At 40.5% G+C, this 24939-nt stretch carries 25 protein-coding genes, 3 pseudogenes and 1 other annotated feature; of the genes and pseudogenes, 7 read left to right on the top strand and 21 right to left on the bottom strand.

Going from position 1 to position 24939, the window contains the following annotated elements:
- Window positions 1–391: 391 nt before the first annotated feature.
- The 3 genes from MKY42_RS17105 to MKY42_RS17115 all read right to left on the bottom strand — a co-directional run bounded on the left by MKY42_RS17105 (window position 392) and on the right by MKY42_RS17115 (window position 2118).
- Window positions 392–532, bottom strand: coding sequence for a recombinase family protein (locus MKY42_RS17105; protein ID WP_143067026.1), 141 nt, complete (start codon window positions 530–532; stop codon window positions 392–394).
- A gap of 489 nt (window positions 533–1021) precedes the next feature.
- A complete protein-coding gene (locus MKY42_RS17110) occupies window positions 1022–1543 on the bottom strand; it encodes a riboflavin kinase (protein ID WP_090898645.1) in 522 nt (173 codons plus the stop codon).
- 8 nt (window positions 1544–1551) lie between these two features.
- Window positions 1552–2118: an NADPH-dependent FMN reductase gene (locus MKY42_RS17115; protein ID WP_339843500.1), complete on the bottom strand. Its 567-nt coding sequence runs from the start codon at window positions 2116–2118 to the stop codon at window positions 1552–1554.
- A 284-nt stretch (window positions 2119–2402) separates the two neighbouring features.
- Between MKY42_RS17115 and MKY42_RS17120 the strand changes: the two genes are divergently transcribed.
- The 4 genes from MKY42_RS17120 to MKY42_RS17135 all read left to right on the top strand — a co-directional run bounded on the left by MKY42_RS17120 (window position 2403) and on the right by MKY42_RS17135 (window position 5152).
- Window positions 2403–3239, top strand: a complete 837-nt coding sequence (locus MKY42_RS17120) for an alpha/beta hydrolase (protein WP_339843502.1) — start codon at window positions 2403–2405, stop codon at window positions 3237–3239.
- Window positions 3240–3541: 302 nt separating this feature from the next.
- The gene (locus tag MKY42_RS17125) at window positions 3542–4003 is read left to right on the top strand and encodes a nuclear transport factor 2 family protein (protein ID WP_090898654.1); all 462 of its coding nucleotides are present in this window, start codon (window positions 3542–3544) and stop codon (window positions 4001–4003) included.
- A complete protein-coding gene (locus MKY42_RS17130) occupies window positions 4000–4581 on the top strand; it encodes a TetR/AcrR family transcriptional regulator (RefSeq protein WP_179264618.1) in 582 nt (193 codons plus the stop codon). The genes MKY42_RS17125 and MKY42_RS17130 overlap by 4 nt, the downstream gene beginning before the upstream one ends.
- A gap of 100 nt (window positions 4582–4681) precedes the next feature.
- Complete coding sequence (locus MKY42_RS17135) at window positions 4682–5152, top strand: DinB family protein (RefSeq protein WP_179264616.1); 471 nt, start codon at window positions 4682–4684, stop codon at window positions 5150–5152.
- Between the two features lie 821 nt (window positions 5153–5973).
- Here the strand turns inward: MKY42_RS17135 and MKY42_RS17140 are convergent.
- The 11 genes and pseudogenes from MKY42_RS17140 to MKY42_RS17190 form a co-directional block, all read right to left on the bottom strand.
- A complete protein-coding gene (locus MKY42_RS17140; protein ID WP_177185715.1) occupies window positions 5974–6150 on the bottom strand; it encodes a hypothetical protein in 177 nt (58 codons plus the stop codon).
- A 102-nt stretch (window positions 6151–6252) separates the two neighbouring features.
- Entirely contained in the window at window positions 6253–6696 is a 444-nt protein-coding gene (locus MKY42_RS17145) for an ASCH domain-containing protein (RefSeq protein WP_090898665.1), read from the bottom strand.
- 470 nt (window positions 6697–7166) lie between these two features.
- Entirely contained in the window at window positions 7167–7346 is a 180-nt protein-coding gene (locus tag MKY42_RS17150; RefSeq protein WP_339843509.1) for a hypothetical protein, read from the bottom strand.
- Between the two features lie 439 nt (window positions 7347–7785).
- Window positions 7786–8028 (bottom strand): annotated as a pseudogene (locus MKY42_RS17155) (RHS repeat-associated core domain-containing protein); the annotation flags it as partial.
- A 608-nt stretch (window positions 8029–8636) separates the two neighbouring features.
- Complete coding sequence (locus MKY42_RS17160; protein ID WP_339843511.1) at window positions 8637–9509, bottom strand: SDR family oxidoreductase; 873 nt, start codon at window positions 9507–9509, stop codon at window positions 8637–8639.
- 69 nt (window positions 9510–9578) lie between these two features.
- Window positions 9579–9974: an NAD(P)-binding domain-containing protein gene (locus MKY42_RS17165; RefSeq protein WP_339843514.1), complete on the bottom strand. Its 396-nt coding sequence runs from the start codon at window positions 9972–9974 to the stop codon at window positions 9579–9581.
- 219 nt (window positions 9975–10193) lie between these two features.
- Entirely contained in the window at window positions 10194–10535 is a 342-nt protein-coding gene (locus tag MKY42_RS17170; RefSeq protein ID WP_179264612.1) for an antibiotic biosynthesis monooxygenase, read from the bottom strand.
- Between the two features lie 163 nt (window positions 10536–10698).
- Window positions 10699–11046: a helix-turn-helix domain-containing protein gene (locus tag MKY42_RS17175; RefSeq protein ID WP_090898686.1), complete on the bottom strand. Its 348-nt coding sequence runs from the start codon at window positions 11044–11046 to the stop codon at window positions 10699–10701.
- A 229-nt stretch (window positions 11047–11275) separates the two neighbouring features.
- On the bottom strand, window positions 11276–11407 hold the full coding sequence (locus MKY42_RS17180; protein ID WP_256222071.1) for a hypothetical protein: 132 nt from the start codon (window positions 11405–11407) through the stop codon (window positions 11276–11278).
- Between the two features lie 59 nt (window positions 11408–11466).
- Complete coding sequence (locus MKY42_RS17185; protein ID WP_177185716.1) at window positions 11467–13338, bottom strand: alanine--tRNA ligase; 1872 nt, start codon at window positions 13336–13338, stop codon at window positions 11467–11469.
- A gap of 109 nt (window positions 13339–13447) precedes the next feature.
- Window positions 13448–13691 (bottom strand) — a binding site (T-box leader).
- Between the two features lie 611 nt (window positions 13692–14302).
- Window positions 14303–14707, bottom strand: coding sequence for a helix-turn-helix domain-containing protein (locus MKY42_RS17190; RefSeq protein ID WP_339843520.1), 405 nt, complete (start codon window positions 14705–14707; stop codon window positions 14303–14305).
- Between the two features lie 227 nt (window positions 14708–14934).
- Between MKY42_RS17190 and MKY42_RS17195 the strand changes: the two are divergent.
- Window positions 14935–15783: pseudogene (locus MKY42_RS17195) on the top strand (N-acyl homoserine lactonase family protein).
- A gap of 317 nt (window positions 15784–16100) precedes the next feature.
- Here the strand turns inward: MKY42_RS17195 and MKY42_RS17200 are convergent.
- Complete coding sequence (locus tag MKY42_RS17200; protein WP_090898695.1) at window positions 16101–16982, bottom strand: TetR/AcrR family transcriptional regulator; 882 nt, start codon at window positions 16980–16982, stop codon at window positions 16101–16103.
- Between the two features lie 130 nt (window positions 16983–17112).
- Between MKY42_RS17200 and MKY42_RS17205 the strand changes: the two genes are divergently transcribed.
- Entirely contained in the window at window positions 17113–17691 is a 579-nt protein-coding gene (locus tag MKY42_RS17205) for an isochorismatase family protein (RefSeq protein ID WP_090898698.1), read from the top strand.
- A 256-nt stretch (window positions 17692–17947) separates the two neighbouring features.
- Here MKY42_RS17205 and MKY42_RS17210 read toward each other — a convergent pair whose 3' ends face one another.
- The 4 genes from MKY42_RS17210 to MKY42_RS17225 all read right to left on the bottom strand — a co-directional run bounded on the left by MKY42_RS17210 (window position 17948) and on the right by MKY42_RS17225 (window position 21231).
- The gene (locus MKY42_RS17210) at window positions 17948–18412 is read right to left on the bottom strand and encodes a hypothetical protein (RefSeq protein WP_339843523.1); all 465 of its coding nucleotides are present in this window, start codon (window positions 18410–18412) and stop codon (window positions 17948–17950) included.
- Window positions 18413–18738: 326 nt separating this feature from the next.
- The gene (locus MKY42_RS17215; protein WP_339843525.1) at window positions 18739–20205 is read right to left on the bottom strand and encodes a pyridoxal-dependent decarboxylase; all 1467 of its coding nucleotides are present in this window, start codon (window positions 20203–20205) and stop codon (window positions 18739–18741) included.
- A gap of 351 nt (window positions 20206–20556) precedes the next feature.
- Window positions 20557–20754 (bottom strand): transcription initiation factor TFIIIB, encoded by a 198-nt coding sequence (locus MKY42_RS17220; RefSeq protein WP_090898719.1) that lies wholly within the window; start codon window positions 20752–20754, stop codon window positions 20557–20559.
- Between the two features lie 234 nt (window positions 20755–20988).
- A complete protein-coding gene (locus MKY42_RS17225; protein ID WP_339843528.1) occupies window positions 20989–21231 on the bottom strand; it encodes a hypothetical protein in 243 nt (80 codons plus the stop codon).
- A 536-nt stretch (window positions 21232–21767) separates the two neighbouring features.
- On the opposite strand from MKY42_RS17225, the pseudogene MKY42_RS17230 reads away from it, so the two are divergent.
- A pseudogene (locus MKY42_RS17230) lies at window positions 21768–22181 on the top strand (N-acyl homoserine lactonase family protein); the annotation flags it as partial.
- Window positions 22182–22444: 263 nt separating this feature from the next.
- Here the strand turns inward: MKY42_RS17230 and ilvD are convergent.
- A complete protein-coding gene (ilvD, locus tag MKY42_RS17235; protein ID WP_339843530.1) occupies window positions 22445–24136 on the bottom strand; it encodes a dihydroxy-acid dehydratase in 1692 nt (563 codons plus the stop codon).
- Window positions 24137–24152: 16 nt separating this feature from the next.
- Complete coding sequence (locus MKY42_RS17240) at window positions 24153–24818, bottom strand: GntR family transcriptional regulator (protein ID WP_339843532.1); 666 nt, start codon at window positions 24816–24818, stop codon at window positions 24153–24155.
- Between the last annotated feature and the right edge of the window lie 121 nt (window positions 24819–24939).

The raw sequence follows: 24939 nt of genomic DNA on the forward strand, positions 1-24939 counted from the left end.
TTAAAATAGAAGTTATTAATGTCACGACGATCCCGATCTTTATATTAGAAAATTTGTAGACCATAAAACCCAGAAATCCAGAGATTAAAGTCGTGATAAAAGGAATAAAAAGGTACATATTTGCTAACCTCCTAACTAGCACTAAATTTTTACAATGGTATACTCGGTTCACACTAAATTTTGGGAGGTAATAAATTTGATTAGACAGATTCCAACTTATAGAATCATATCATTAGCTCTTATCCTTTTCTTACTGGGTACGCTCGTTTACCCTACGTCTTATTCCAGCGCCTCTGCTAGCTACTCAGATAAGGATTATAACTTGACTGCCTGCTCCTCATAAATTTTACAGCTGACAGCTCATTATTCTTCCAGTTGAGATACTCGGCATTCAGGACTGACCTGGTGTAAGTGTACTCAAATTCATTTGTGACCGCCCCAAGTGTTTACCTTTTTTCTTGGCTTCAGCAATGCCCTCAGCCTGTGCTTGCTTAATGCCATTACGTTCCTCTTCTGCAAGCCAGCTAAGCATCTCACAAGATCCATAATAAGCCGACCTATCCCTGAAACTCCTAGTACTTTCTCGTACCGACAATCCTAATGTCGATCACCACAATATGAATTTTTGCAATGATCAGCCATTGCCTCTCTTTTCTACTTTTTATTCCCCCCAACCGTGATGAACTTAACAAATTATTTATCTCCCTCACGGATGAAACGCTGTACAGCCTCACCTTCTCGAACTTCATCTGTATGTTGGCCAGAGCATTTTTAAATATTAGATACTCATAAAATCGGTAATGAGGACGGTTTCTAAAGTCTAAGTAACAAGTGTAAATTTGTCTAGGTCACCATCTTATCGGATTTGACACAATGTTCTTGTCCTCAGTTTGGGACAAGAATTCGGTTCCTAAAACAAAAAAAGCCGCTATAATAGCGACTTGTATGGAACAATGTTCTTGTCCCGCGACACTTTTAAATGTCTCTTTTTCTTCCCGGTAAGTAGTTAAACTAACCTGTATCACTGTTTATTCAGTGGGTTTCTATGGCTAAAGTAATCTCTGGCGCGCTGTTCATCTAATTTCATTTGTATGATTAACTCGTCAAGACTGGCAAACGTAATTTCTTCCCTCACATATTTTAAAAATTGAAGTGATACGTTCCGCCCGTACAAATCGCCTGAATAGTCTAATAAAAAGGCTTCAATAAAATAAGATTCTCCACCCACAGTAGGTCGGTAACCAGCGCTTATTATGGCGTTATATTGCTCATTCTCCCGATCTCCTTCCAATATTACTGAAGTCCCGAAATAGATTCCGGGTTTTGGAGATACATAGAGGTCAGCTTCCCCTCCAAGATTTATGGTTGGATAGCCTAGCGTTCTTCCCAGTGCTTGACCATGCACCACGGTCCCCTTAATAGTATATGGGTGCCCATACAGTTGTGTAATTCTCTCCATATCTCCCTGTATCACTAACTCACCAACGGATCTGTTGTCAGGAGACAACGACTCAGCCGTAATATCCTTATAAGTCATCATCATTTGCTCCTTTAAAATCCATATTTCGCTTCTTCAGCTTCTCGGATTTTGGTGTAAGTCTCTGCTAATACGAAGGTGTCTTCCACTAAGCGGTCTATACGAAATAAGACATCATCATTCACGAGCTCTTTACGAAGGAAATCTTTTTCTTCTATGAATACATAGGTTTGTACAATTTGGGCTTTCATGAAGGTCAGAATAGGTTTTAATTGTTGTTCTGCAACCAGGAAGTGTCGCTGAGAGCCTGCCGTAATGATCATGCTTACAACCTTCCCTTGGAATGCTTTTTCAGGTGCCAGATCAATAATATTCTTGAGTGTTGCTGGAATGGAGGCTTGAAAAATAGGGGTTCCGATCACAATTACATCTGCCTCCATAATCATTTGGATGACGAATTTCGTGTCTCCTTCATACTCCATATAATTCCGTCCATCACTGAATTGGACATTGAAGAGTGCCAGATCTAACAGTGTGACATCTGAATCCGGGTACTTTTTGTGGATAGAGCTTACGGTGTAATTCATAGCAATTCTGGTTTTGGAGCCGATCCTCGAACCGGACAATACGACAACTTTCATACTTTTGACCTCCAATGTCTTATTTTTTTGCAGTATGCTTCTTTATAGCGGGTAAATATACATATTGATCATACCAATTTAGAATAAAAGGAGTTCCCTCATGCAGCCCGAACGGAATGAAACGAAGACCACAAAAGATATGAACTTGCAAGTGTAAACCAATCGGTTTATACTAATACAATCAGTACAGAGAGTGAGGCGATCCATGAACAAGCCCCCTTCATGTTTCTGAGCTTATAGCTTCTGTATAAACAAAAATATAATAACTAATGGAGGTATTTTTCATGTCTAAAGTAAATGTAGGTTTTGAGAATGAACAACCAATTGAACTGTATTATGAAGATCATGGTGCGGGAAAACCAATTATTCTGATTCATGGATGGCCTTTGAGTGGGCGATCCTGGGAGAAACAAGTTCCTGCCCTAATTGAAGCGGGCTACCGTGTTATCACATATGACCGTCGTGGATTCGGTCAGTCTTCTCAACCTTGGGATGGTTATGACTATGATTTATTTGCTTCGGATTTGCATAAATTGATACTGCACCTTGATCTGCGTGATGCCACATTAGTCGGATTCTCCATGGGTGGCGGCGAAGTTGCACGTTATGTGGGAACCTACGGAACAGAACGTGTTTCTAAAGCCGTATTTGCGGGAGCGGTTCCCCCTTATCTCTATATAACCGAAGATAATCCTCAAGGAGGATTGGATGATGATACGATTGCAGAATTCCAAAACGGGGTAAAAGCGGATCGGCTAGCATTCCTGGATGGTTTTACAAGCAACTTTTTCGCTGCTGGAGACCGTACAAACCTTGTGAGCGAGCCATTCCGTATCTATAACCGTGATATTGCAGCTCTGGCTTCACCTAAAGGCACATTGGATTGTATTGCTGCCTTTGCCCTTACTGATTTCCGTCAGGATCTGGAGAAGTTCAACATTCCAACACTGGTTATCCATGGCGATTCAGATGCCATCGTGCCTTTGGAGGTGAGCGGACAACGTACTCATGAATCCATCCCTAGCAGCCAACTGGTCGTTGTTGAAGGAGGACCACACGGATTTAATGCGACCCATTCTGAACAATTTAATGCAGCATTGATCGAATTTTTGCAAGGTTAATTTAATTCGACTGATGATTTTAGCTAAAAGAACAAAATGAGAGAAAAAGTAGAACCCTCCTATAGAGGAGACGTCACGTCCTGCTCTTTCATTATTTTGTAGGATATGCATATGAAGAATGAACACCCTCTTGATCATTGGTAATGCACAAAAAGAGCCATTATGCATATGATTGATGGCTACTTGGTACATTATGAATCTGAACCGATTCGAAATTTGTATTGAATTTCGGATGTAAACTTGCATTTATAAACCGATCGGTTTATATTAATACAAACGGTATAGAAAGTGAGGAAAATTTAATGAATAATTTAACTCCCCCATTCACTCGTGAGACAGCAATCCAAAAAACCCGTATGGCAGAAGACAGCTGGAATAGCCGAGACCCTCAGCGCGTCTCACTTGTATATACTGAGGATTGTTATTGGAGAAATCGGAGCGAATTTATAACAGGCCGCCAAGAAATTGTCTCTTTATTAACTCGAAAATGGGCCAAAGAACTGGAATATCGCCTTATCAAGGAGCTTTGGTCATTTACGGATAACCGTATTGCAGTTAGATTCGCATATGAATGGCATGATGATAGTGGCAATTGGTTCAGATCGTATGGAAACGAGAATTGGGAATTCGCTGACGACGGCTTGATGAAGCGTAGATTTGCTTCGATTAATGACATGCCGATTAAGGAAGAGGAACGAAAATTTCATTGGCCTCTCGGCACGCGCCCCGCTGAACACCCAAGCCTAAGTGAGTTAAACCTATGACGCGCACTGTTTTTGAAAAATCTGATGTTATCCCTCTCGTTACTGAGGTATTTCGTGAATTAGGTTATGAGGGTGCATCTTTAAGTAAAATTACAGCCCGTACAGGTCTATCTAAAGGAAGCTTATATTATTTCTTTCCGGGTGGAAAAGATGAGATGGCTGCTGAAATTCTTGCTCATATTGATCAATGGTTTATCAAGAACATTTTTGAACCGCTCGAAAAGAATGAACCCCGGGCAGCCATTGACCATATGTGGCAAGAGGTCGATACTTATTTTCAATCTGGTCAGCGTATATGCCTTATTGGTGCATTCGCTTTGGACGAAACAAGAGATCGATTCGCTGCTGTAATTCGGCAATATTTTATAAGATGGATTGAAGCCTTAAGCGCGGCACTAGTTCAAACAGGTATCTCTAAAGAGACTGCAGACCAAATTTCAGAGGAAACAATTGCTAGTATCCAAGGGGGATTAATTTTGAGTAGAGCACTTCATGATGAATCCTATTTCGAACGTACGTTGGCAAATCTGTCACAACGAGTCTCAACTTATGTTTCTGAAAGCAACTCTGGTTACTGACACAAAAGTGTTTTTTAGTATACTGGCGGAATTTCTTCTCACCAAAATACAAGTGATTTTTTCTTAAGGATTTTTAGCAGCTTTATGGGAGGTCAATGTCATGAGCAATTTTGTCACAGATCAATTAGGTTTTGTTCGCCGTCAGGCAGTTGATTATGTGAGGAATATAAATGACTCTGTCTCGGAAATAATTCCAACAGGTTTGAAAAACAATATAAAATGGAATCTAGGCCACATGTATGTCATACATGAGAAGTTCGCTTTCCAACTTACTGGGGAAGAAACCAAATATCCTGCTAATTTTAGTAATTTGTTTGATCCAGGAACTAAACCGACTGATTGGAATATAGAGCCTCCAACGTTGTCTCAATTAATTAACTTGTTAACTGAACAAATTGAAAGGGTTGAATCGATACTTTCAAACAAATTGAAAGAAGAAATCAATCCTCATTACAAGTCTTCTACAGGACTTATCTTTACAAATGTAGAACAATTACTAGGTTTTCTGATTTACCATGAAGCAATGCACTTTGGAATAATTAAAAATATCAAAAGCATAATTAACAGTTAGGTTTAGTAAAGAAATTTGTTGAAATTAATGTCTCCATGAAATATTGAGTTATCTTACTTCGTTATTGGTAGTGTCCCTTCACTAAAACAAACCGACCTTAAATTCTACTGAAATCGAAATAAGGTCGGTTTCTTTTTTATAACTTCACCTTTCTAATCGGAATTTTCCAATTCAGCAATCGGTGCAAGTTATTCTCCTCAGCATCGACTAGTTCCAGTACCAAAATTTCGATTCTGAAATACCTAGCCCCTTTTTTATCTCTTATCAAGTTTTTTGTTCGTAAGAATGTAAAAACTATCCTAAATTATGCCGCTTAATGATGTTTAACATTTTGTTTATATATCCATCTAATCGGAAATCGGACTATGTTCTTGTCCCTCGACATTGACACAAGGACCAACTGTAGTTGTAGCCACTTGCGAAGAATTGAAGTCTCCTCCCTGTTTACTCCACAAGTTTGTAGCATCTGCATACATCCAAGATGCCGAGTATTCCGTCCATGCTTTATTGACACTATTCAGTGTGATGTCCACATTGGTATTATTCGAAACGGACGCTAACCAGAGGTTCAAGTCAGCCGTTAGAACCTTTGCTCCTTGTGGGATCGTCGATGTATCAAATTGAATGAGTGAACGAATGATATTTGAGCTAGTAGCGTCTTTATATAGACCTACTCCTAGTGTTGTGTCTGTTGCTCCAGTTTGTTTCGGAAAAGCACTACGTATATTGGGTATGTCGGTTGAAATTTGATAATGGTCGGGTCTATGGTGACTGGGTATACACGTGACGCGTCATTAAGCTACGCCAGACTGGGGATTACATCAATGTATAACTGTCCCTTTTTTTTCTTTCAATTCATAGTGAATATCGAAGGAAAGAGATTCTTCAGGGTAAGCATTAACCCCCTCTACTTGTTGATAGCCTTCAGGTATAAAGGAATCATACATTAACGGTTTGTATATGATATATTCAGTATCGCCTGTAGATGGGTTAACCAAGGAAACGGAGCCATCCTGTTCCTGGCGATAATCCAGATTACCTAGGGTTAAGGCGAATGAGTAATAATGTCAGAACCCCCATTAATTAATTTTTTACATAGGTTATATCATCAACTCTTCGTCTATCGGATATTCCCATAGTCCCAGTTTTCCCTTCACTGGAATATAGGTCTTCAGCAGACGGAAACCCACTATTTCCCACGCAAAATAACCTGGACTGTAATCACCTAACAGGATGTCCTTACCTGACACAACCTTCCCGCAATCCAGAATGGCTGACGTATGATTAGCGTCAATGACTTGGTAACAATTTGAAAGCTCGCAAGTTGCAAGGATAACCCCCGTAGGGAGGTTTTGTTCCGTATAGCCATTCTTGGCGAGTAAAGAACGTATCGGTTCATGTTTGCAGGCTAACTTATCGACTTTCTGGCTTGCATGAATGGCCAACGGACCGCGATACCGGGTCTTCCAGGATCTGGTTTCATAGAGAGTCTCGCCTTGGACAAGCAGAGTCGCCCATGGTTGAATCATAGATAATACTTTCATTCCTCTACGCTCCATTTCTGTTCATAATGAATTACTATTCCCCAAACATTCTCGAGACTTTCCATATCCGCATGATGCGACTCAAGTGTAATTCTTGCTTTGACCATTGAATTCGATCCTCATAGGCCACTCTCTACCGCCTTAGAACCATGTGTAAGACTGCCATCCCGAAGTTTATTACCGTCCTTACCAAAATTTCAATTTTATTATTTAGATATACATCTATTCGGTACTCGGAGCATGTTCTTGTCCATTCCGGCAATCGATACAAGTTCTTGTCCTTGGCTTGGGACAAGAACTTGTATCGATAAAATAAAAAAGCCGCTAAAATAGAAACGTGTAGATTACTCAACCGTGCTCATTCATCAATAAGATTTCCCCTTCCTTAATTTTGAAACTTCGTCGATGGCCGGTAAGGCGATTCCAATCAGCAATGCCGCCTCCCAGGCCCCCGTCGTGTTGTCGATTTTTTAATAATTTATTTTATTCTCTAGATTTATTGAAACCATCCCATCATTATCTTCATCAATTAAAGCAACTTCAGAATCAGATATCCATTTAAGCTCACCTAGATGCCTAGCATAGGCGAATTCATTCGGATTTTCTGAAATCACTTTTTCTAACAGTATTTGTGTTCCGTCTCGGTGCATAATAGAAAGGTATATATCCATGCTTTCTACATTGTGTTGACAAATAACCTTAGCACTATAGTTCTTTTTAGGACTCTTGATACTTCATAAGCAGTTGGAGCGTCGTTTTTTTCTCTGTCTCATTTTTTACGCTGAAGTCATCTAAATTAAATTTAATTTAAACTACACAGACTCCTGAATTAATAATCCTCTCATCCGAAATGTTTTCAACGCAATCCACAAGAATTTTCCAACAATCTTTCGTTTTTTGTTTTCCGATTAAACGTTCAAACATAGCAGTTATACAACGCGTCTGCAAACTTAATAAACGCCGTTTCCGTTTCCATTTCCAATTTAACTTTTAATCCTTTTTTGTCGCAGTTGATTCGACATTTTCATCATCAATTATATAAGGGAAATCTAGATCAATTGCTTTTAGATACAATACACTCATCTCCCTCTATTTTTCCCATGGACGTGGTTGTAGATGTCTACTCATTGAATTGCCTTTTTTCAATAGACTCATAGCATTCGCTTTCTCCCAATCGAGGGCTTCCTGTCTGTTACGCATGTTAGTTTTCACCACTTTTGCTTCGAATGTTATACTTCCTGCATCTTTATTCCATTTATTCACTTGGCTATTTGCTCGTGGGAATGTACCATTTTTATTTAACCGTTGACCACTAATCCCCGTTTTCACAACATCACCTGATGACTTGTATAGTCTTTACCTTTGATCGAAAGAAACCTAATTCCTGATACAAAAAAATCGTTATTCACGCGAATTCTTAAATCCATGTGTTTTTTTCTAGCCAAGTGAACTCCATCATGCTGCTATTTAGATAACTACCTAATCCGAAATGACACAATGTTCTTATCCATTTCGGCAATGGAACAATGTTCTTATCCCGCGACAGATATCCTTTACTCTTGAAGAATAGCAAAGAACCGCTAATCCACATATTTATGGATTAGCGGCTAAAAAATTTTTCTCATCATAAAAACTTCAACAGATTATTGAAGTATCTTATATTCAACAGTTTGGACCATCGCGTTGAGGAGTTAATTGAAGGTTCGGAGTACTTTGCGGCGATTAGCTGGAAATGTGCTCCTTGTAACTCTGACCAATACATCGCCTATGGCGAGCTTGTAGTCAAAAGTCGTGAACTTCACATCGAGAACCTCTTGAGGATCACAGAAGCGATTCTGATGGTACTTTGCCTTTGCGGCCCATAGTATGTCTTCCTTGCAAATAACTCTAAACTTTTCATAGAATTAAGTTAGTAACATGCCAGCTTTCAATCTTCAATTTTAGAAAGGCGATTTGATTTTAAAGAATTCTTTATACGTTATTGGTTTTCGGCCAATCAGACGTTCAAGATCTCCAGACGTCTCCGAGAATTCTCCAGTGTTGATTGCTCGCACCCAACCTAATACGAAATCAGTCATAAGAACAGGCAAGCCATTCGCTACCATGGTATCTATATATTCTTTTTCGCTAATTGCCTCATAAGGAATATTTATCTCATTAATCTCCGAGAGGGCCTCAGCAATGTCCGCAAAAGAGCCTCCCTCGCTACCACTTAAAGTATATGACTTATTTTCGTGCCCGTTTTGAGTGAGAACGGCTACGTTGGCTGCCGCCAAATCGTCCAGAGATGCAGCGGCTACTTTACCGGAACCCGCGGGTACTCGCACGCCAACTTTAAGCGCATCTCCGAAATACGAAGTCATGACTTCAAGATACGGTGGATTCCGCAAAATGGTATAATCTAATCCGGATGCTTTAAGCGTTTGTTCAGCAAATAAGTCTGACATCGATACTTCGGGCACAATAAGATTTGAATTTTCTCTTCGTATGATCGACGTGAAAATCACTTGTTTGACACCAGCCTGTTTTGCAGCTGCGATGACATTGAAATGTTGCGTATTGCGGTCGGTAAATGCTTGCGCGGAAATAAGCATAACTTTTTCAACACCATTAAAAGCTCGCAGAAGTGAGTTATAATCAAAATAGTCGCCCTGGTGAGCTTCTATACCTTCGTTAACAAACTTTTTCATTTTTTCGGATTCCGGATCACGTACCAATACAGCGACCTGATTTGACGGAACTTTTTTAAGAAGAAGCTCTAGTGTCCTGCTGCCGAGATTACCTGTTGCTCCAGTAATAAGTATTTTACCCATATGAATAACCCCTTTGTACTTTTATTAATGCTTTTATCTTATAACTAGAAACCAATCACGACTTCCGGATCATTCACTTGTTTTATGACCATATGATTGACTAAAAGTCCTAGTCTTCGGCTTCTCTTCCGTGTAATTCTTAATCCATTCCATCGGAACACTGTTAAAAGCTTTGATTACCCGAGCACCCGGAGCATATTGCGCTACGATTTCACTCGAATTCTTTCCTGATAATTCACCAACCAAAGGTTCCATATTTTCAAAACGGTTGGTAGCATCAATAAGAACACGGCCTGTCCAGTCAGGAACCATGGACAAAGCAATAGGCATTTGCGGCCACATTACGCTCAAAATTACAAAGTCCTGCTCAGCTGCTTCTAAAGGTGTTCCAGATTTTGCGCCAGTACCGAGCGAGCTTACCAGCTCTGAGAGCGTTTCGGGACCACGGCAAGGTAAGTTGATCATAATGTAACTATATAAGTTACATTATGATCAAAAAAAAGGTTATCATATCGTCCACATCATCTTTTATCGTGAAGCTAGCAAGAACTCTTCCATTGATTAAGTTTGGCAGTAGATCGAGCGACTCTTGTTTCACGGTGAAATATTCAGAGATGATTTGTAAAATTCTAATTTGGAGGCTACAGAATGGATTGCAAGTGATAATCCTTACCTTTAAGAAACTTACCGTCTTACATTCGTCAGTGTACTTCCCCATTCACCGACTGGTTCAAGCCAGCTTACGATTCTATCATCAATTAGGTTGGTAAGTGCACCTTCATACTCAGCACGATAAGGTTTATTAAGTTCGTGTCGAATCCAACTTTCTCTTGTACCCTGCCAGATCTCATAGATGACAAGATCATCAGAATGATCAAGATCATCGGAGACGATCGCATTGACAAAGGTAGGTTCACTCTTGAAGTTGCTAATCATTGCAAATAGACTTTCACGGAAAGCTTCTTTCTTACCAGGCTTAATTTTAAAACGTATATTGAGAATTATTTGACTGCTGTTTGTTGACATTGTTAGAACACTCCTCCTATTAATTTTTTTATTTTCTTCATGGTCACAAGTCTCATTATGTACTATGTATCACTTTTAAAATAGTACGTACTTTTTGGTTATATAGTAACCAAAAAGTGATAATTGTGATAAAATGCAGCATAAATTGATTTTTTAAATTACTCTATTCTACATTTAATCTCCGATATTCATCCTTGTTCCATGTCTTCTCTGCATAATCCTGACCCCAATTACAAAGAGCTCGCAAAGTGGGTTCAAGTGACATACCCATTTCTGATATTGCATATTCCACTTTTGGTGGTACCTGATTGTACATTTTTCTTATAATCAAATTATGACTCTCCAACTCCCGCAATGACTGTACTAACATTTTCTGAGAAATTGATGGAATGAGCCTTTTCAATTCACCGGTCCGTTTAGGACCTTTTATTAAGTAATACAGTATAAGAGGTCTCCACTTTCCGCCAATGACATCTAAGGTTATTTCCAGATCACAATAAAAAGTTTTCAATTGAGAAACACCATCCCTTATTTTATTTCCATTATTATAGTATATGTGTTGATTAAATCCACCTCCCTTGCCATATATTCTGTCTGTTTTTATCAATGCTATTACATGGTCTGTTTAAATCAGATAATTTTCAAGACGATTAAACTAACGGGAAATGATTGCTCAAAATGCCTGAGTTGTTTATCCTTATTCAAGATTCAAATGCGAAAAAAAGAGCTGGACGGGTACCTTAACTAGGAATGGATAAATCCAGTTCAGTCAGGGGCTTGCTCCAGCTCTTTTTCTTTGAATACTGTTCTCCGGTACCGCCAACGGAAAGGCCAAGCGATGTCAAACCCTCTTCGAGTGCCGGCTTTATCATTCATCCTGGATTCCCGGCAACTCATAACGTTGTTACAAATGGTAATCCTAAAACATCAGCTATTGTTCCGCGTTTTTATTAATTACTCCTTTAATCCTTCTAACTCCAGCAGCAGAAGATTGTTCTTTTTTAATACTGAACTTTCCTAAGTTTGTTGTATCTTCTACATGAGGTCCTCCACATACTTCTCGACTCCAAACTTTCCCTTCGTTATCTTTGATTGTATACACCTTAACGATATCCGGATATTTATCCCAAAAATTCCCTTCAACATTACTTTCTTTCGCTTCAATTTTAGACAGCTCTGAAATATAGGTAACTGCTTTTGATGAAATCGCATCATTCACATACTTTTCCACCTCAGCTATTTGCTCTGGCGTAAGTTTTTCATCATGGTTGAAGTCAAACCGTAATCGTTCTGAAGTAATATTACTTCCTTGTTGATGAACATGATCACCTAAAACTTCCCTTAAACCAGCAAGTAATAAATGAGATACCGTGTGCAGGGCTGTCGTTTCTGTTGAATGTTCAGCGAGTCCACCTTTAAATTTACCCACAGAAGCAGTTCTGCTCTTTTCAGCATGTTTGTTTGCCGCCTCTATATAAGACGCCTTGTCCTCCATCCTATATCCACTTTCAGTTAGAAACTCTTCCGTCAACTCCAAGGGAAACCCATATGTTTCGTAAAAATAAAAGGCATCTGCACCTGTAACTTTACCCTTATTCTTAAGATGTTTTTGTATTTCAAATTCTCCTTGCTGTAAAGTTCTATAGAAAAGATTTTCTTCCTTATTTACTATTTCGATAACTTTCTTTTTATTACCGATCAAATCTTCATAAGCTGTTGCTTCATCGATATAAACTTCAGACAACTCACCCACAAAACTTCCGTGTATACCTATTTTTTTACCTGCACGAATCGCCCTTCTTAATAACCTTCTTGTTATATACCCTGCATCACTATTAGCTGGCTCCGCACCATCATTAATTAGAAAAGTAGCCGCTCTCACATGATCAAGTATGATTCTAAACGACTTTAAATCGTCAGTATATTGTTTACCACTTAACTCCATCAATTTTTTCTTGGGATTAAGGAAGAAAGCCGTATTATAAATATCCTTGTCACCATTAAGGGCTGTTGCAACCCTTTCTAATCCGCCTCCATAATCAATATTGGGATTTTTCATTTTTACAAATCCTGTGTCTTCTTTTTTGTAACACATAAATACGTTGTTCCCAATTTCTAAAAACCTCTCGCTTTCAGAAGCAGGATGATCCAGTGAATCACCGTCTGGCTCAAGATCGTAGAACATTTCACTATCAGGCCCACCGGGTTCACCAACAGGCATATTCAATGGACTTCCGGATCGGCTCCACCAATTTTCTTTTTCATCATATAAGAATATTTTCCCACCTCTAGATACCCCATATTGATACGGATTATCTTCAACGATAGGTTCTATACCTACTGATTTAAATTTTTCTGACCAGATTTGAATGGTTTCCGTATCTTTCTGTATATTCAAATCATCACTTCCTATAAAAACACTGATATATAGTCTGTCAGGATCAATTCCTAATTCTTTAATATGCCAATTCCAAACGGCATCGATTTGCTTTTTCTTATAGTGATCTTCATTTGCTTTAAACTCCCATCGACCTACCATTTCAAAAAATGTCAGATGCGACGTATCTCCTACTTCATCAATATCGCCTGTCCTTAAACACTTCTGAATATTAGCAATGTCATTGCCTATTGGATGCTTTTCCCCCAATAAATATGGAACCATAGGTTGCATTCCACTTCCCGTAAAAAGCGTTGAGGGATCATTTTCTGGTAACAAGCTAGAAGAGGGTACTTGGCTTGCCCCTATTCCTTTCATAAAGTCAATGTATGATTTTCTTAACTCATCTGGTGTCATTTTAACCATGCTCAATGCCTCCATTTTAATTATTATTTATTCTTGGAAAATGTTTTTACATATGTTTAAACGAAAAAGAATAAAACAAAAAAGCCCTAAGCTGACATATTACATGTCAACTTAGGGCGAACGATTATGTCCGTGGTACCACCTAAATTCAGATTTCTCTGCACTCAATCAATACGGGATATCTCCGATATTGTTTCCTGAATAACGGTGGAACTCCGTTGAAGCCTACTGAGATTCCTCTGTTCGGTTCACAGCTCCGAGACTGCTTCACTATTAGTTCAATGAAGATTCGCACCAACCATCTTCTCTCTGTGAAATCCCTAATACTTACTATTTCTCATCATAGCCTTTTCGTTTTAAATTAAACCAAATGCTATCACACTCAACTTACTTCGTCAAATCAATCCCACATTTTTATATGTTATACGTTTGTTTATTCTTCATCTGCATTGGCACTTCTGTTGCTTTGCATCCTTTTGGACAGTGTAGATTAATATATTTGATTTTTATTATGCATCGGGCCCCCCGCGAGTCCGCCACCTTTACGAGGTGGACTGCGGCGGCGAGCTTACGAGCAAGAATCCACCCATAAAATTTGTTCCAAGAATTCCTAAGTTTATGCGTATTCACTCAATGTGTAGATATTCATCTAATCGGCAATCGGTAGAAGTTCTTGTCCTTGGCTTGGGACAAGAACTTCTACCGATAAAATAAAAAGCCGCTAAAATAGCGACTTCAATGGGATCATGTTCTTGTCCCTCGACAGTAATCATCTACGGGGTAATCTTCGGCCCAAATGGCAGCTCCCCTTCAAGAATCTCGGCATGGCCGGATAATGCGGTGCTCGTTAGGCAAATTGAAATAGTCCGTTTTCAGCCTCTTCAATGAGTCTTCCAAGGTCTAGCGGATATCCAAAACTACGCTACTACAACGTGATACTTCAAGTACTGTAAAGTCCATCAATTTATCTGTCGGCTTCACTTGAACCAGTAGTATAAGCAACGTCATACTTAACCCTCGCCTCTACAACTCGAGTGAAATTTTCTCTTCCCCACTGCCTTAACTCTTTCATCGGTTTGAGCAATGTTTCCCCTAATGTTGTTAGAGAATATTCCACACTTGGAGGTACTGTAGGCGTAATGTGTCGTTGGACCAATCCATCACGTTCCAGCTTGCGTACCGTCTGGGTAAGCATTTTTTTAGATATCCCTTCAACTCTCCGTAGCATTTCTCCATATCTGATTTTACCGTTTTCCATGGCATATATAACAAGTGCAGTCCACTTGTTAGAGATAATGTCAAGAACCTTGCTATAGCCGCAATTGGATAACGAAATATCAGATTGTTTAGTTATGGATGAATGTACCAAATAGTTTCCCTCCTAGTGCTCTATGAAATTCCCAGGACACTTTAAAGTGCCTACTTATATCATTTTATTTTTTGTATTACTGTATGTCTATACCAGTACTGAACAGCTTGAGCTAGATCTGCCATAGCAAAGACACCGCTCAAGGGCAAAACCGGGTGTTCCAAGGAGATGTGCTCCCGAAAGGGGTTACCTTGTACTGGATTACTTCGATAGGTAGGTAAATAAACATGACAAATATTATTAAGATGCATCCCAAGCTATATGTATTGGATAACGGTCGAATGAGCATGGATAAAAATTGGATCATCTCCATGCATAATCCAGCAACAATTAATAATCCGAATGCCCAGACACAATTTGTGGAGTTTCCAATTTATACGGTATTGATCGATCATCCTGAGGGGAAAATCTTGTTTGATACAGCCTGCAACCCAAACTCAATGGGCGCTCAAGGGCGCTGGACACAATCGACCCAACTGTCGTCTCCATGGGTGGCAAGCGAGGAATGTTACCTGCATAACCGATTGGAGCAGCTTAAGGTTAGACCCGAAGACATCAAGTATGTTGTTGCCTCCCATTTGCATCTGGACCATGCAGGATGCCTCGAATTGTTCACGAACGCGACCATTATCGTCCATGAGGATGAGTTTAACGGAGCACTGCAGACCTACGCCCGCAATGAAAAAGAAGGAGCCTATGTGTGGGCTGATATTGACGCATGGATCAAAAACCAGCTGCAATGGAAAACGATCAAACCGTGAGAAGACAATTTGGATCTGGTGGATGGTATCAAAATCTTGAATTTCGGAAGCGGTCATACATGGGGAATGTTGGGTCTCCAGATCGACATGCCAGAAACCGGCGGAATCATTCTATCTTCCGATGCCATCTATACTTCGGAAAGTTTTGGTCCTCCTGTCAAGCCGCCTGGGATAATTTATGATTTGATCGGCTATCGAAACACAGTAGAGAAAATTCGTACATTGGCTGCCCGTACGAATTCCCAAGTCTGGTTCGGTCATGATCTGGATCAATTCAGCAGTTTGAGAAAATCTACTGAAGGATTTTATGAATGACTCAACTTTCGCATACGAACGGAAAATCATCCATGCCACCATTAACCGCACGCGGGCTTCACGCAACATCGCTCTTTTTGGGCAGGAGTATCAAGCTACAGCTTCCGAATGCCGTTCATCTTTACAAATCGGTTGTGTTCAAGAACGTTCCTATCGAGTAGATCGAGCCCCTGCTCTATTTAAGAGCAGGATAGCTTTCATTAGAACTACCCTTTGAAGTGATTTAGCAACAATTGTTCAACCTTTTTTAAATATACAGCTATAGTTATCATCATTGGAATATTCACATTTCTCTAACTAACACCAATATTCCTTACCTATGCTAGGACGATTTGCTTTAACTGAATAACTGAACTTCTTAGTTCTTTCTCTTGTTCCAAGTAAGCACATAACGCTTGAATAACCGATCTCTTTGGCTCAGTCTGAGCAATCTCGCTATTCAACAATTGAACAATTTCTTGCAATTCCTTACGGCGTTCTGCCCCACCCTTCCAAGCCTCAATAATAGCAATCACTCTGCCGAGCAACTCTTCGGTAATCCGTTCTTTTTCACCGTTCCAGTCGTTTGAGCCTGAATGAATAAAGGTATCATATGCGCTTTGCCCGAGCAGTCCATTCGAACCTGACTTGGACATGTGGTTGACTAACGCATCCATCTTATCAACGATAAACCAAGCTGTATCCTCAACGGACAATAGATTCTCTTCGGAGATGACGCGCTGCAGATAATCTTTAATAAAAGACCGGTAAATAAAGATCAAATCCCAGAGAAAAGGCTGAATTTTAGGGCCGTAGACTTCTAAAAGCCATGATCTGTGCCACTCCATCATTCGCTCGCGAACGTGATTTCTCAATTTGCGGAATGTTTCGTACTGCGTAATTGGTAGATCAATGAAATCCACCATAATATGACGATATTCCATGAAATACTGAAAACGAAATACAATCTGATCCACTAGTCTCTCCTGAGGGCTCCCCTTTCCGATATCTTTCAAACGTTCAGCCCGATCAAAATAAGCCATTTGGCAATGGTCGAAAACCTCACACAACAAATCCTCTTTAGAAGGAAAATATTTGTAAACGGAGCCCTTTGCTATGGAACAGTCCTGGGCGATTTCCTGAATGGATGTTCCCAGGTAACCTTTTTCGTTAAACATTTTAGAAGCCGAATAAATGATATCTTGCTTCGTTACGCTCATGCTCAAGCATCCCCTCTTGACAACTTTGAACTAATAGTACAAAATTATGAACACCAAGTCAATGAATAAAAGTTCAATTTTATGAACTTACTATTAAGGATGATCAAATTGAAATTGGAGTGTGATTAACATGAAAGAGCATTTATATCAATTTTCTAAAACGGCATTAATCGTAATCGATCTGCAGAAATGGATCGGAAACCAGTACGCCCCTCATTCAGCAGAACAAGTTGTCGAACGTGCCGCTGCCATGGTTCAAACTTTCCGTGAGGTTGGTGCCTTCGTTGGACTCGTACGTGTTTCTTCGAAAGATTTCAAAGATATGCCCCATCCGCTGCTGGATCAAGAACCGCCAGCGATCAATCTGGTACCTGGATGGGATGAAATTGTGCCTGAAATTGGAGTCACTACTAACGACCATCTAATTACTAAGCGTCAGTGGGGTGCATTTTACGGGACGGATCTGGATCAGCAGTTACGCCGGAGAGGCATTACTACGATCATACTCTGCGGAATTGCTTCAGGAATTGGGGTTGATACAACTGCGCGAGAAGCATTTGCTCATGGGTATCAGGTGATTTTTGCAATAGACGCAATGACCGGATTCAGCGAGGCAGAACATGATCACGTAAGAAAAGTCATCTTTCCACGTATTGGCCGATTACGCACTACCGACGAGATTCTCGCTTGTGCAGCGCTTCAATCATAGATCCACATAAAAGAACTTAATAGATGAGAGGTCCGACAACAAGCACGCATCGGGAATGATACCTTGTTAATTTTTACGACACCCTTCTTTCTAAGTTAAAGCAAAGGCACTCATACCTTTGCTTTGCTTATCTAATCTGTTGACACTTAGATCACTACCTAATTTTAGTTGGTCCACTATTCTATGTAATCCATTCTAGAGTCTAATAGTTGTTCCATGAACAGAGCTACCTCCATCTGCTAAAAACACAGATTATTTAAGCCATTAAATAATTTGGACGTCCGTCTATTTTCTGAAGCAGAAAGCTTTTGGCCCCTCTCATTAGTCTAGCCTTCAGTACAATAAGCTCTAGATCGTTGATGCACAGACTAATGGGTAGCTGCGCTATAAAATCACTATGCCCAACTTCATACCATAAATAAAAATGGTGTCGAGGATAATGTTCACAACCGCAGCAACAAATACCGTGAATAGCTGTTTTAGCAAATCCTTGTGCTGCAATTAACCTATCTAATCCCAGAGAATTGAGTACACCTAAAGTTCCAAAAAGGTAAATGTTTAAAAATTTCATTATCGAATGATAAAATCTCATGACTGGCACCAAATAGTGTAAGCATGGTGCATTAAATGAAACACAGTTGTTATTAGCATGGATGCCATGAGTAGCATAAAAACGACAACCAAGCAAGTCTTCCTCTTTGTTTTGTTCCCCTTCTCCCATTTTTATAGAAGCTAACGGAGCACCACCAGTTCCAAATAAAACTGCTTAGGAACATCCTATCAAATACGCTAACAATATAAGGTGAAAATAGCTCCCTCTCAGGCAATGCCAACAAAGCACAAATCTTCACGAATAAATGTACAATTATCAATTATACCCATTTCAAATATCTTGTTATGAACTATTCCTTAATAAAAGAACCTTGAGGGAAGTTAGCCCATCAAGGTTAAAAAAGCATAAACTAACCTGTATAAATAAACTCAATCATACGGGAATTCTTCAGTAACAAATTTACTATTGACTGCTTGTCTTGCGCCACAAAAATTCTAGTTAAGGTCCATACTGGCAAGCACGCGCGCGACTGCAGCTACTGTCGCATGCACATCGGCGTCCGACGTACGCCAGTTGACAACTCTGATTCGCATTGCACTCCTCCCTCTCCAAACTGTGCCGCTGAAAAATGCCGTTCCTTCTGCGTTGATAGCGGCAATCACTGAGGTTGTGCGAGCATCATGGTCATCTTCTGAAGCATTGATTTCTGGAGAGAGGAACCTGACCAGTGCTTGGTTTAGCGTGGGTTCAAAAACCATCTCGGCTCCATGCAACGCTGCGATACCGCTCGCGAGCGCTGCGGCATGATCACAACTTCGTTCAATGAGATCGGCCACGCCAGCTCTACCAAGTTCACGCAACGCTGCATAAACCGCAAAGCCTCGTGCGCGTCTAGTCCAATCTGGCGTCCAGTTAATTTGGTCGCGTGTTTCCGCATCATGGGTCAGATAGACTGCGCTAATCCCCATTGCAGCGCGATGTGCATCGGAATCAGTAATTAGAGCTATCCCATTGTCCTTCGGTGTATTAAGCCACTTATGCGCATCCGTCGCCCATGAATGTGCCAGTTCGATTCCTGCCAGTTTGCTTCGATGTTGTCCACTTGCTTGCGCCCAAAGTCCAAATGCACCGTCGATATGCACCCATGCCCCAGCTGCTCGCGCGATAGGGATAAGTTCGCTGAATGGATCGATTGCGGCTACGTTAAGATCCGCTGCGTCAAGAATAACAATCGTTGGACTGTCAGAAGCTTTAAGAGCTATGGATAGCACATCTACTGTGACACGCGCATCTGCGTCGGTTGTGAGAGGAACCAAGGCAGCTGTTCCGATACCTAGGAAGCGCAGAGCTCGTTCGATACTTCCATGACGCTGTTCAGACGCCAGAATACGGATTGAGGGAGCTCCGTTCAACCCGTCCAGCTCCACATTCCACCCCCTATCTCGAAGGAGCGCATGACGTGCTGCGGCGAGACAAGTGAAGTGCGCCATCTGGCAGCCGGTGGTAAATGCGAACGAAGCTGTGCTAGGCAAATCAAGTACCACCTTGACCCATGCTCCGGCTATCTCTTCCACTACAGAAGCGGCAGGCCCGCAAGCATACAGAGCTGCGTTATTGTCCCAAGTGGAAGTAAGCCAATCGGCTGCAAGCGCTGAAGGTAGTGCACCGCCAATCACCCATGCAAAAAAACGCCCCCCTGCAGAGCCCAGATGTCCTCCTTCAGTAGCAGCCACCAACTCGTCAATCACCCGTTCGGCGGGAATGCCATCATTGCCAAGTGGAAGGCCCAATCGACGACGTAATGTATCTGTGTCTGTTGTTGCGCCGACAGACTGGCTGTCCAATTTGTTGAGAAAATCTACAGCATGAACCTGGGTACGCTCAAGAAGAGAGCGGAAATTTTCATTCAGGTCATTACTATCCGTTTGTGTTTTTCTTATCAGAATAAAAATCCCCAGCAAGAATTTAAGACAAATTTATTTTAACACTACCATCCTTTTGATATCTTGCTCATCAATTCGCTCTCCTCAAACTTTGCTGATTATATATACCAACCAAATTTGATAATGGGAACATGTTCTTGTCAATTTCGGCAATCAGGACAAAAACTTGTACCGCTAAAATAAAAAAGCCGCTAAAATAGCGACTTAAATGGGAGTATGTTCTTGTCCCTCAACAACATTGACACAAAGTTCCCTACCAAAAAATAAAAAACCTTATTCTATAAGGGACTTCATGGTTGGTAACTTTATGTACTTCTACATGAGCAGAGTTAAAACTTGATCTGTTGTTCCCCTTTCTTGCAGTACAATTTATTTATTATCCTCAAATTTATGTGGCTCTTTAACAAAACTTTTTAAAATAAATCCACACGTTATACAAATTACATGAGTAACATCTGATCCTAATGTTAGCATCTTTTTCATAGGATATACCCTAGCTTCGCCGTGCGACTTGCCCTCCCCAAATTTTGTTCCTCCACATTCAGGACAACATTCTTCGTTTCTCATCCCGAACCTCCTTCAATGAAATTATCTTTTCATTGTTTCTATATAGTCCATATGTAACTTTCTATTATCAACGTAAATCCCATTTTTTTTGTAAACGGCTATTAGAGCAACGTGTGAAATCGTAATACCCATTTCAATTAGACTGTCAACCCAACGGATCGCTACTATTTCTATAGGCGTCAAGTAGTACTCCTGCAAGGTTATTCCCTTCCTTCTTCAAAATACAAAATTAACTTATAGCAGCTTGCTAAGCGGTAATAAGGCATGATGCAGATTTCCTGCCATATGGTATTGGTATTTACGAACTTCTAACGAAGATACTTCAGTGGTATAAGAGACACCCGTTAATTCCCAGAATTCTTGCCCAGCTAGTTGATAACCGTTATAACACGGATCTCCAAATTGTATCTTAGTTACATTTTCTGACGGAATTACTACGTAAGAATTATCTTTTGTTTCTTTCGAAAACGAACCCATTATATGCACACTCCTTGCTTGATTAATGAAACTATCATTTTATTCTTTTATTAATGTGGCTCAAAGGGTTCTCTTGTTTGGTAACTTTGTGTCATTGTACATCTGCATTATATCTATAAATGAACTAACAGGCAAAATAACGTGTACATTGACACAAAGTTTCCTACCAAAATGACACAAAGAACTCTACTTTCATACATCTGTGCCCTTTGTCTTTAATTAACGGAGCAAATTTGGAACTTGGTAGGCTCTTTATGATGTCATTCTCCAGCTTAGTAGGTAACTATGTCTCTATTCTTAGAAATAAATGATTTCGAATTCAGTTTACCTTCACATATGAATAAAAAGCCAGTACCTAAGCACTCTCTTATTTGTTCAATTTCGTTCCATTGAGGTACACTTACTTCTACACTTCTTTCTCCTGCAACTCTCAACCAATCAATAATTAGCTAACAATCTATTCTGTAATGACACAATGCTCTTGTACTCAACAGCTAAATTGAGTCTAATTTCGCCTTTTTTAATTAATCGAAAAGCAGACCTACGCCCGCAATGAAAAAGAAGGAGCCTATGTGTGGGCTGATATTGACGCATGGATCAAAAAACAGCTGCAATGGAAAACGATCAAACCGGGAGAAGACAATTTGGATCTGGTGGATGGAATCAAAATCTTGAATTTCGGAAGCGGCCATGCATGGGGAATGTTAGGTCTCCAGATCGACATGCCAGAAACCGGCGGAATCATTCTAGCTTCCGATGCCATCTATACTGCGGAAAGTTTTGGTCCTCCGGTCAAGCCACCTGGTATAATTTATGATTTGATCGGCTATCGAAACGCAGTAGAGAAAATTCGTACTTTGGCTGCCCGCACGAATTCCCAAGTCTGGTTCGGTCATGATCTGGATCAATTCAGCAGTTTGAGAAAATCTACTGAAGGATTTTATGAATGACTCAACCTGGAAACAACTAATATATGGATGTTCAATGATGATGGATTCCCGATGAAATTCATTAACTTCACCACAAAAAAACCCCCGTTAATTTTCAAATGATGAAACTAGCGGGGGCTAAAAATTTAATCTTTACTTAACGTATTCTTCATCATTTCTTGCGACATTCTTGATCTCTAAAGCTGGCCTTTTTTTGTTTCGCGTGCTTCATGCATTCGTTATAGCAGCTTCCCGTTTTATATGCAGCATCAATGTTTATTTGTCTATTCCATCAAATCTGTTACTGCACCTCTTGAAGCAGAGGAAACTAATTTGGCATATTTGCCGAGTACACCGGATTTTACTTTCAGTGGAGGTTGTACCCACGCTTGCGCTCGAGCGGCTAACTCTTCTTCTGACACCTCAACCTTAATTTCCTGAATGTCACTGTTAATGGTAATAATATCCCCATTTTTGAGCAAAGAGATTGGTCCACCTACTTGTGCTTCAGGTGATACATGACCGACTACAAATCCATGCGAGCCGCCTGAAAATCTACCATCTGTTATGAGAGCAACTTTTCCACCGAGTCCTTTTCCTACGATGAGTGCTGTAACGGAAAGCATCTCAGGCATACCAGGTCCACCCTTAGGACCACAATAGCGTATGACCAATACGTCTCCTTCTTGAATTTCATCATTCATAATCGCTGCCGTCGCGTCTTCTTCGCTATCGTACACTTTTGTCGGGCCGGAAAACTGCTGTATCTTCATGCCTGACATTTTGGCAACAGCGCCTTCAGGAGCGAGGTTTCCTCGAAGCACAACCAGTGGTCCATCTGGCTTAAGCGGATTATCGAGTGGTCGTATAATCTCTTGATCATTTTGAAGTGGAGCAGCTTCCGCTAAATTTTCCGCCAACGTTTTACCCGTTACGGTAAGGCAATCCCCATGAAGCAATCCTTCAGCGAGCAATAGCTTCATTACTCCTGAAACACCGCCAATATCGTTCAGATCCTGCATCACATATTGGCCACTCGGCTTCAGATCTGCCAAATGAGGAACACGCAAGCGAATACGCTCAAAATCATCCAAGGTTAAATCCACTTCTACGGAGTGTGCAATAGCTAGCAGATGGAGAAATGCGTTGGTTGACCCCCCTAGTGCCATGACAACGGTGATCGCATTCTCAAATGCTTTCTTCGTCATAATGTCTCTTGGGTAGATTTCCTGTTCAAGAAGTGAGATGACCTGCTTACCGGCTGCTTCGCATTCCAATGCTTTATCCGCTGAGATAGCTGATGTCGAAGAAGAACCAGGCAAACACATACCCATTGCTTCTGCAGCTGCGGCCATCGTATTAGCGGTATACATGCCCCCGCAAGCCCCTGGACCCGGGCAAACACTACATTCGACCTTATGCAACTGTTCATCTGTTATTTTTCCATCTTGATATTGACCAACGGCTTCAAAAGCTGAAACGATATCCACTTTTTTACCGTCAAGACTACCAGGTTGAATGGTTCCTCCATATACATAAACGGAAGGAATGTTCATCCGTCCAATAGCCATCAAACATGCAGGCGTATTCTTGTCACAACCACCGATTGCAACAATGCCGTCAAAACGCTCGGCTCCGGTCACAATTTCAATTGAATCAGCTATAGCTTCCCGACTTGGTAGAGAGAACAACATTCCTCCATGCCCCATCGAGATCCCATCAGAAACGGTAATTGTGTTAAAAATTAATGGAGCACCGCCGTTATTACGTGCGCCCTGCTTAGCTTGCACCGCCAAATCATTGATGTGCATATTGCACGGTGTTACTTCACTCCACGTACTCGCTATTCCAATCATTGGCTTTTTAAAATCCTCATCTTGAAAACCAACTGCACGCAGCATCGCTCTGTTCGGTACCCGGTTAGCTCCTTCACTGATTACCTTGCTTCGAATACGAAGATCTTTTTTATTTTCCATGTCCCTTACCCCCACTTCAAAGTATTTCGTTCAGCTCCTGCATCGGACGAATAAAATTTTGTTTCATTATTGCATGCGCATCATCGCTATTTTTGCCTTCAAAAGCTTCAATAATCAAATCATGTTCTTCAACTGAAGTAAATGTAGCCGTAATAGGTTGTTTTAAAAACACATATTTAAAACGCCTAATGTGAATCTGGAGAGAGGCATTAAATGTGGCCACATAAGGATTATCTGAGAGCTCCACAATATAATTATGAAATAACTCATCCACCTCCATGGCGTGATACACTTGGCCATTTTTAATTGAAGTTGCAAATTCCAAATTGATGGATCTTAGTTTCTCGATCTGTTCTGGAACAATAATGTTGGCGGTGATTTCAGCAGCCAATGCCTGAAGAGCAGCCATCGTTGAATACATCTTAAAAATATCGTTTTTCTCAATATTCGTTACTTTTGTTTCTTTTCCCGGATGCATAGACACGAGGCCTTGAACTTCAAGTAACTGAAATGCCTCCCGAATCGGGGTCCGACTGACTCCAAGCGATTCAGCCATTTCCGCATCAATAAGCTTTTCACCTGGTTGCAGTGTTCCATCAATAATCCATCGCTGAATCTGAGAAAACGCTCTTTCTTTTGCGGACATACGGACGGGTAAGGAAAAACCTTTAGGAATTGGCATTGTTTTCATCCTCATTACAATTATTCTTATATGCAATATATCGCATACACAATCGAGAAGCAATTATTATTTCATTTTTTACTCGCTCAATTAAGTTTATCCAGATAACTACCTGCTTTTT

It is taken from the genome of Paenibacillus sp. FSL W7-1088 (assembly GCF_037969855.1).
GTDB lineage: Bacteria > Bacillota > Bacilli > Paenibacillales > Paenibacillaceae > Paenibacillus.

Coding starts and splice junctions, on each gene's coding strand:
- MKY42_RS17105 (WP_143067026.1), bottom strand. CDS start 532: ATGCTTAGCTGGCTTGCAGAAGAGGAACGTAATGGCATTAAGCAAGCA.
- MKY42_RS17110 (WP_090898645.1), bottom strand. CDS start 1,543: ATGATGATGACTTATAAGGATATTACGGCTGAGTCGTTGTCTCCTGAC.
- MKY42_RS17115 (WP_339843500.1), bottom strand. CDS start 2,118: ATGAAAGTTGTCGTATTGTCCGGTTCGAGGATCGGCTCCAAAACCAGA.
- MKY42_RS17120 (WP_339843502.1), top strand. CDS start 2,403: ATGTCTAAAGTAAATGTAGGTTTTGAGAATGAACAACCAATTGAACTG.
- MKY42_RS17125 (WP_090898654.1), top strand. CDS start 3,542: ATGAATAATTTAACTCCCCCATTCACTCGTGAGACAGCAATCCAAAAA.
- MKY42_RS17130 (WP_179264618.1), top strand. CDS start 4,000: ATGACGCGCACTGTTTTTGAAAAATCTGATGTTATCCCTCTCGTTACT.
- MKY42_RS17135 (WP_179264616.1), top strand. CDS start 4,682: ATGAGCAATTTTGTCACAGATCAATTAGGTTTTGTTCGCCGTCAGGCA.
- MKY42_RS17145 (WP_090898665.1), bottom strand. CDS start 6,696: ATGAAAGTATTATCTATGATTCAACCATGGGCGACTCTGCTTGTCCAA.
- MKY42_RS17150 (WP_339843509.1), bottom strand. CDS start 7,346: ATGCACCGAGACGGAACACAAATACTGTTAGAAAAAGTGATTTCAGAA.
- MKY42_RS17160 (WP_339843511.1), bottom strand. CDS start 9,509: ATGGGTAAAATACTTATTACTGGAGCAACAGGTAATCTCGGCAGCAGG.
- MKY42_RS17165 (WP_339843514.1), bottom strand. CDS start 9,974: ATGATCAACTTACCTTGCCGTGGTCCCGAAACGCTCTCAGAGCTGGTA.
- MKY42_RS17170 (WP_179264612.1), bottom strand. CDS start 10,535: ATGTCAACAAACAGCAGTCAAATAATTCTCAATATACGTTTTAAAATT.
- MKY42_RS17180 (WP_256222071.1), bottom strand. CDS start 11,407: ATGATAAAGCCGGCACTCGAAGAGGGTTTGACATCGCTTGGCCTTTCC.
- MKY42_RS17185 (WP_177185716.1), bottom strand. CDS start 13,338: ATGGTTAAAATGACACCAGATGAGTTAAGAAAATCATACATTGACTTT.
- MKY42_RS17200 (WP_090898695.1), bottom strand. CDS start 16,982: ATGAGCGTAACGAAGCAAGATATCATTTATTCGGCTTCTAAAATGTTT.
- MKY42_RS17205 (WP_090898698.1), top strand. CDS start 17,113: ATGAAAGAGCATTTATATCAATTTTCTAAAACGGCATTAATCGTAATC.
- MKY42_RS17210 (WP_339843523.1), bottom strand. CDS start 18,412: ATGGGAGAAGGGGAACAAAACAAAGAGGAAGACTTGCTTGGTTGTCGT.
- MKY42_RS17220 (WP_090898719.1), bottom strand. CDS start 20,754: ATGAGAAACGAAGAATGTTGTCCTGAATGTGGAGGAACAAAATTTGGG.
- MKY42_RS17225 (WP_339843528.1), bottom strand. CDS start 21,231: ATGGGTTCGTTTTCGAAAGAAACAAAAGATAATTCTTACGTAGTAATT.
- ilvD (WP_339843530.1), bottom strand. CDS start 24,136: ATGGAAAATAAAAAAGATCTTCGTATTCGAAGCAAGGTAATCAGTGAA.
- MKY42_RS17240 (WP_339843532.1), bottom strand. CDS start 24,818: ATGCCAATTCCTAAAGGTTTTTCCTTACCCGTCCGTATGTCCGCAAAA.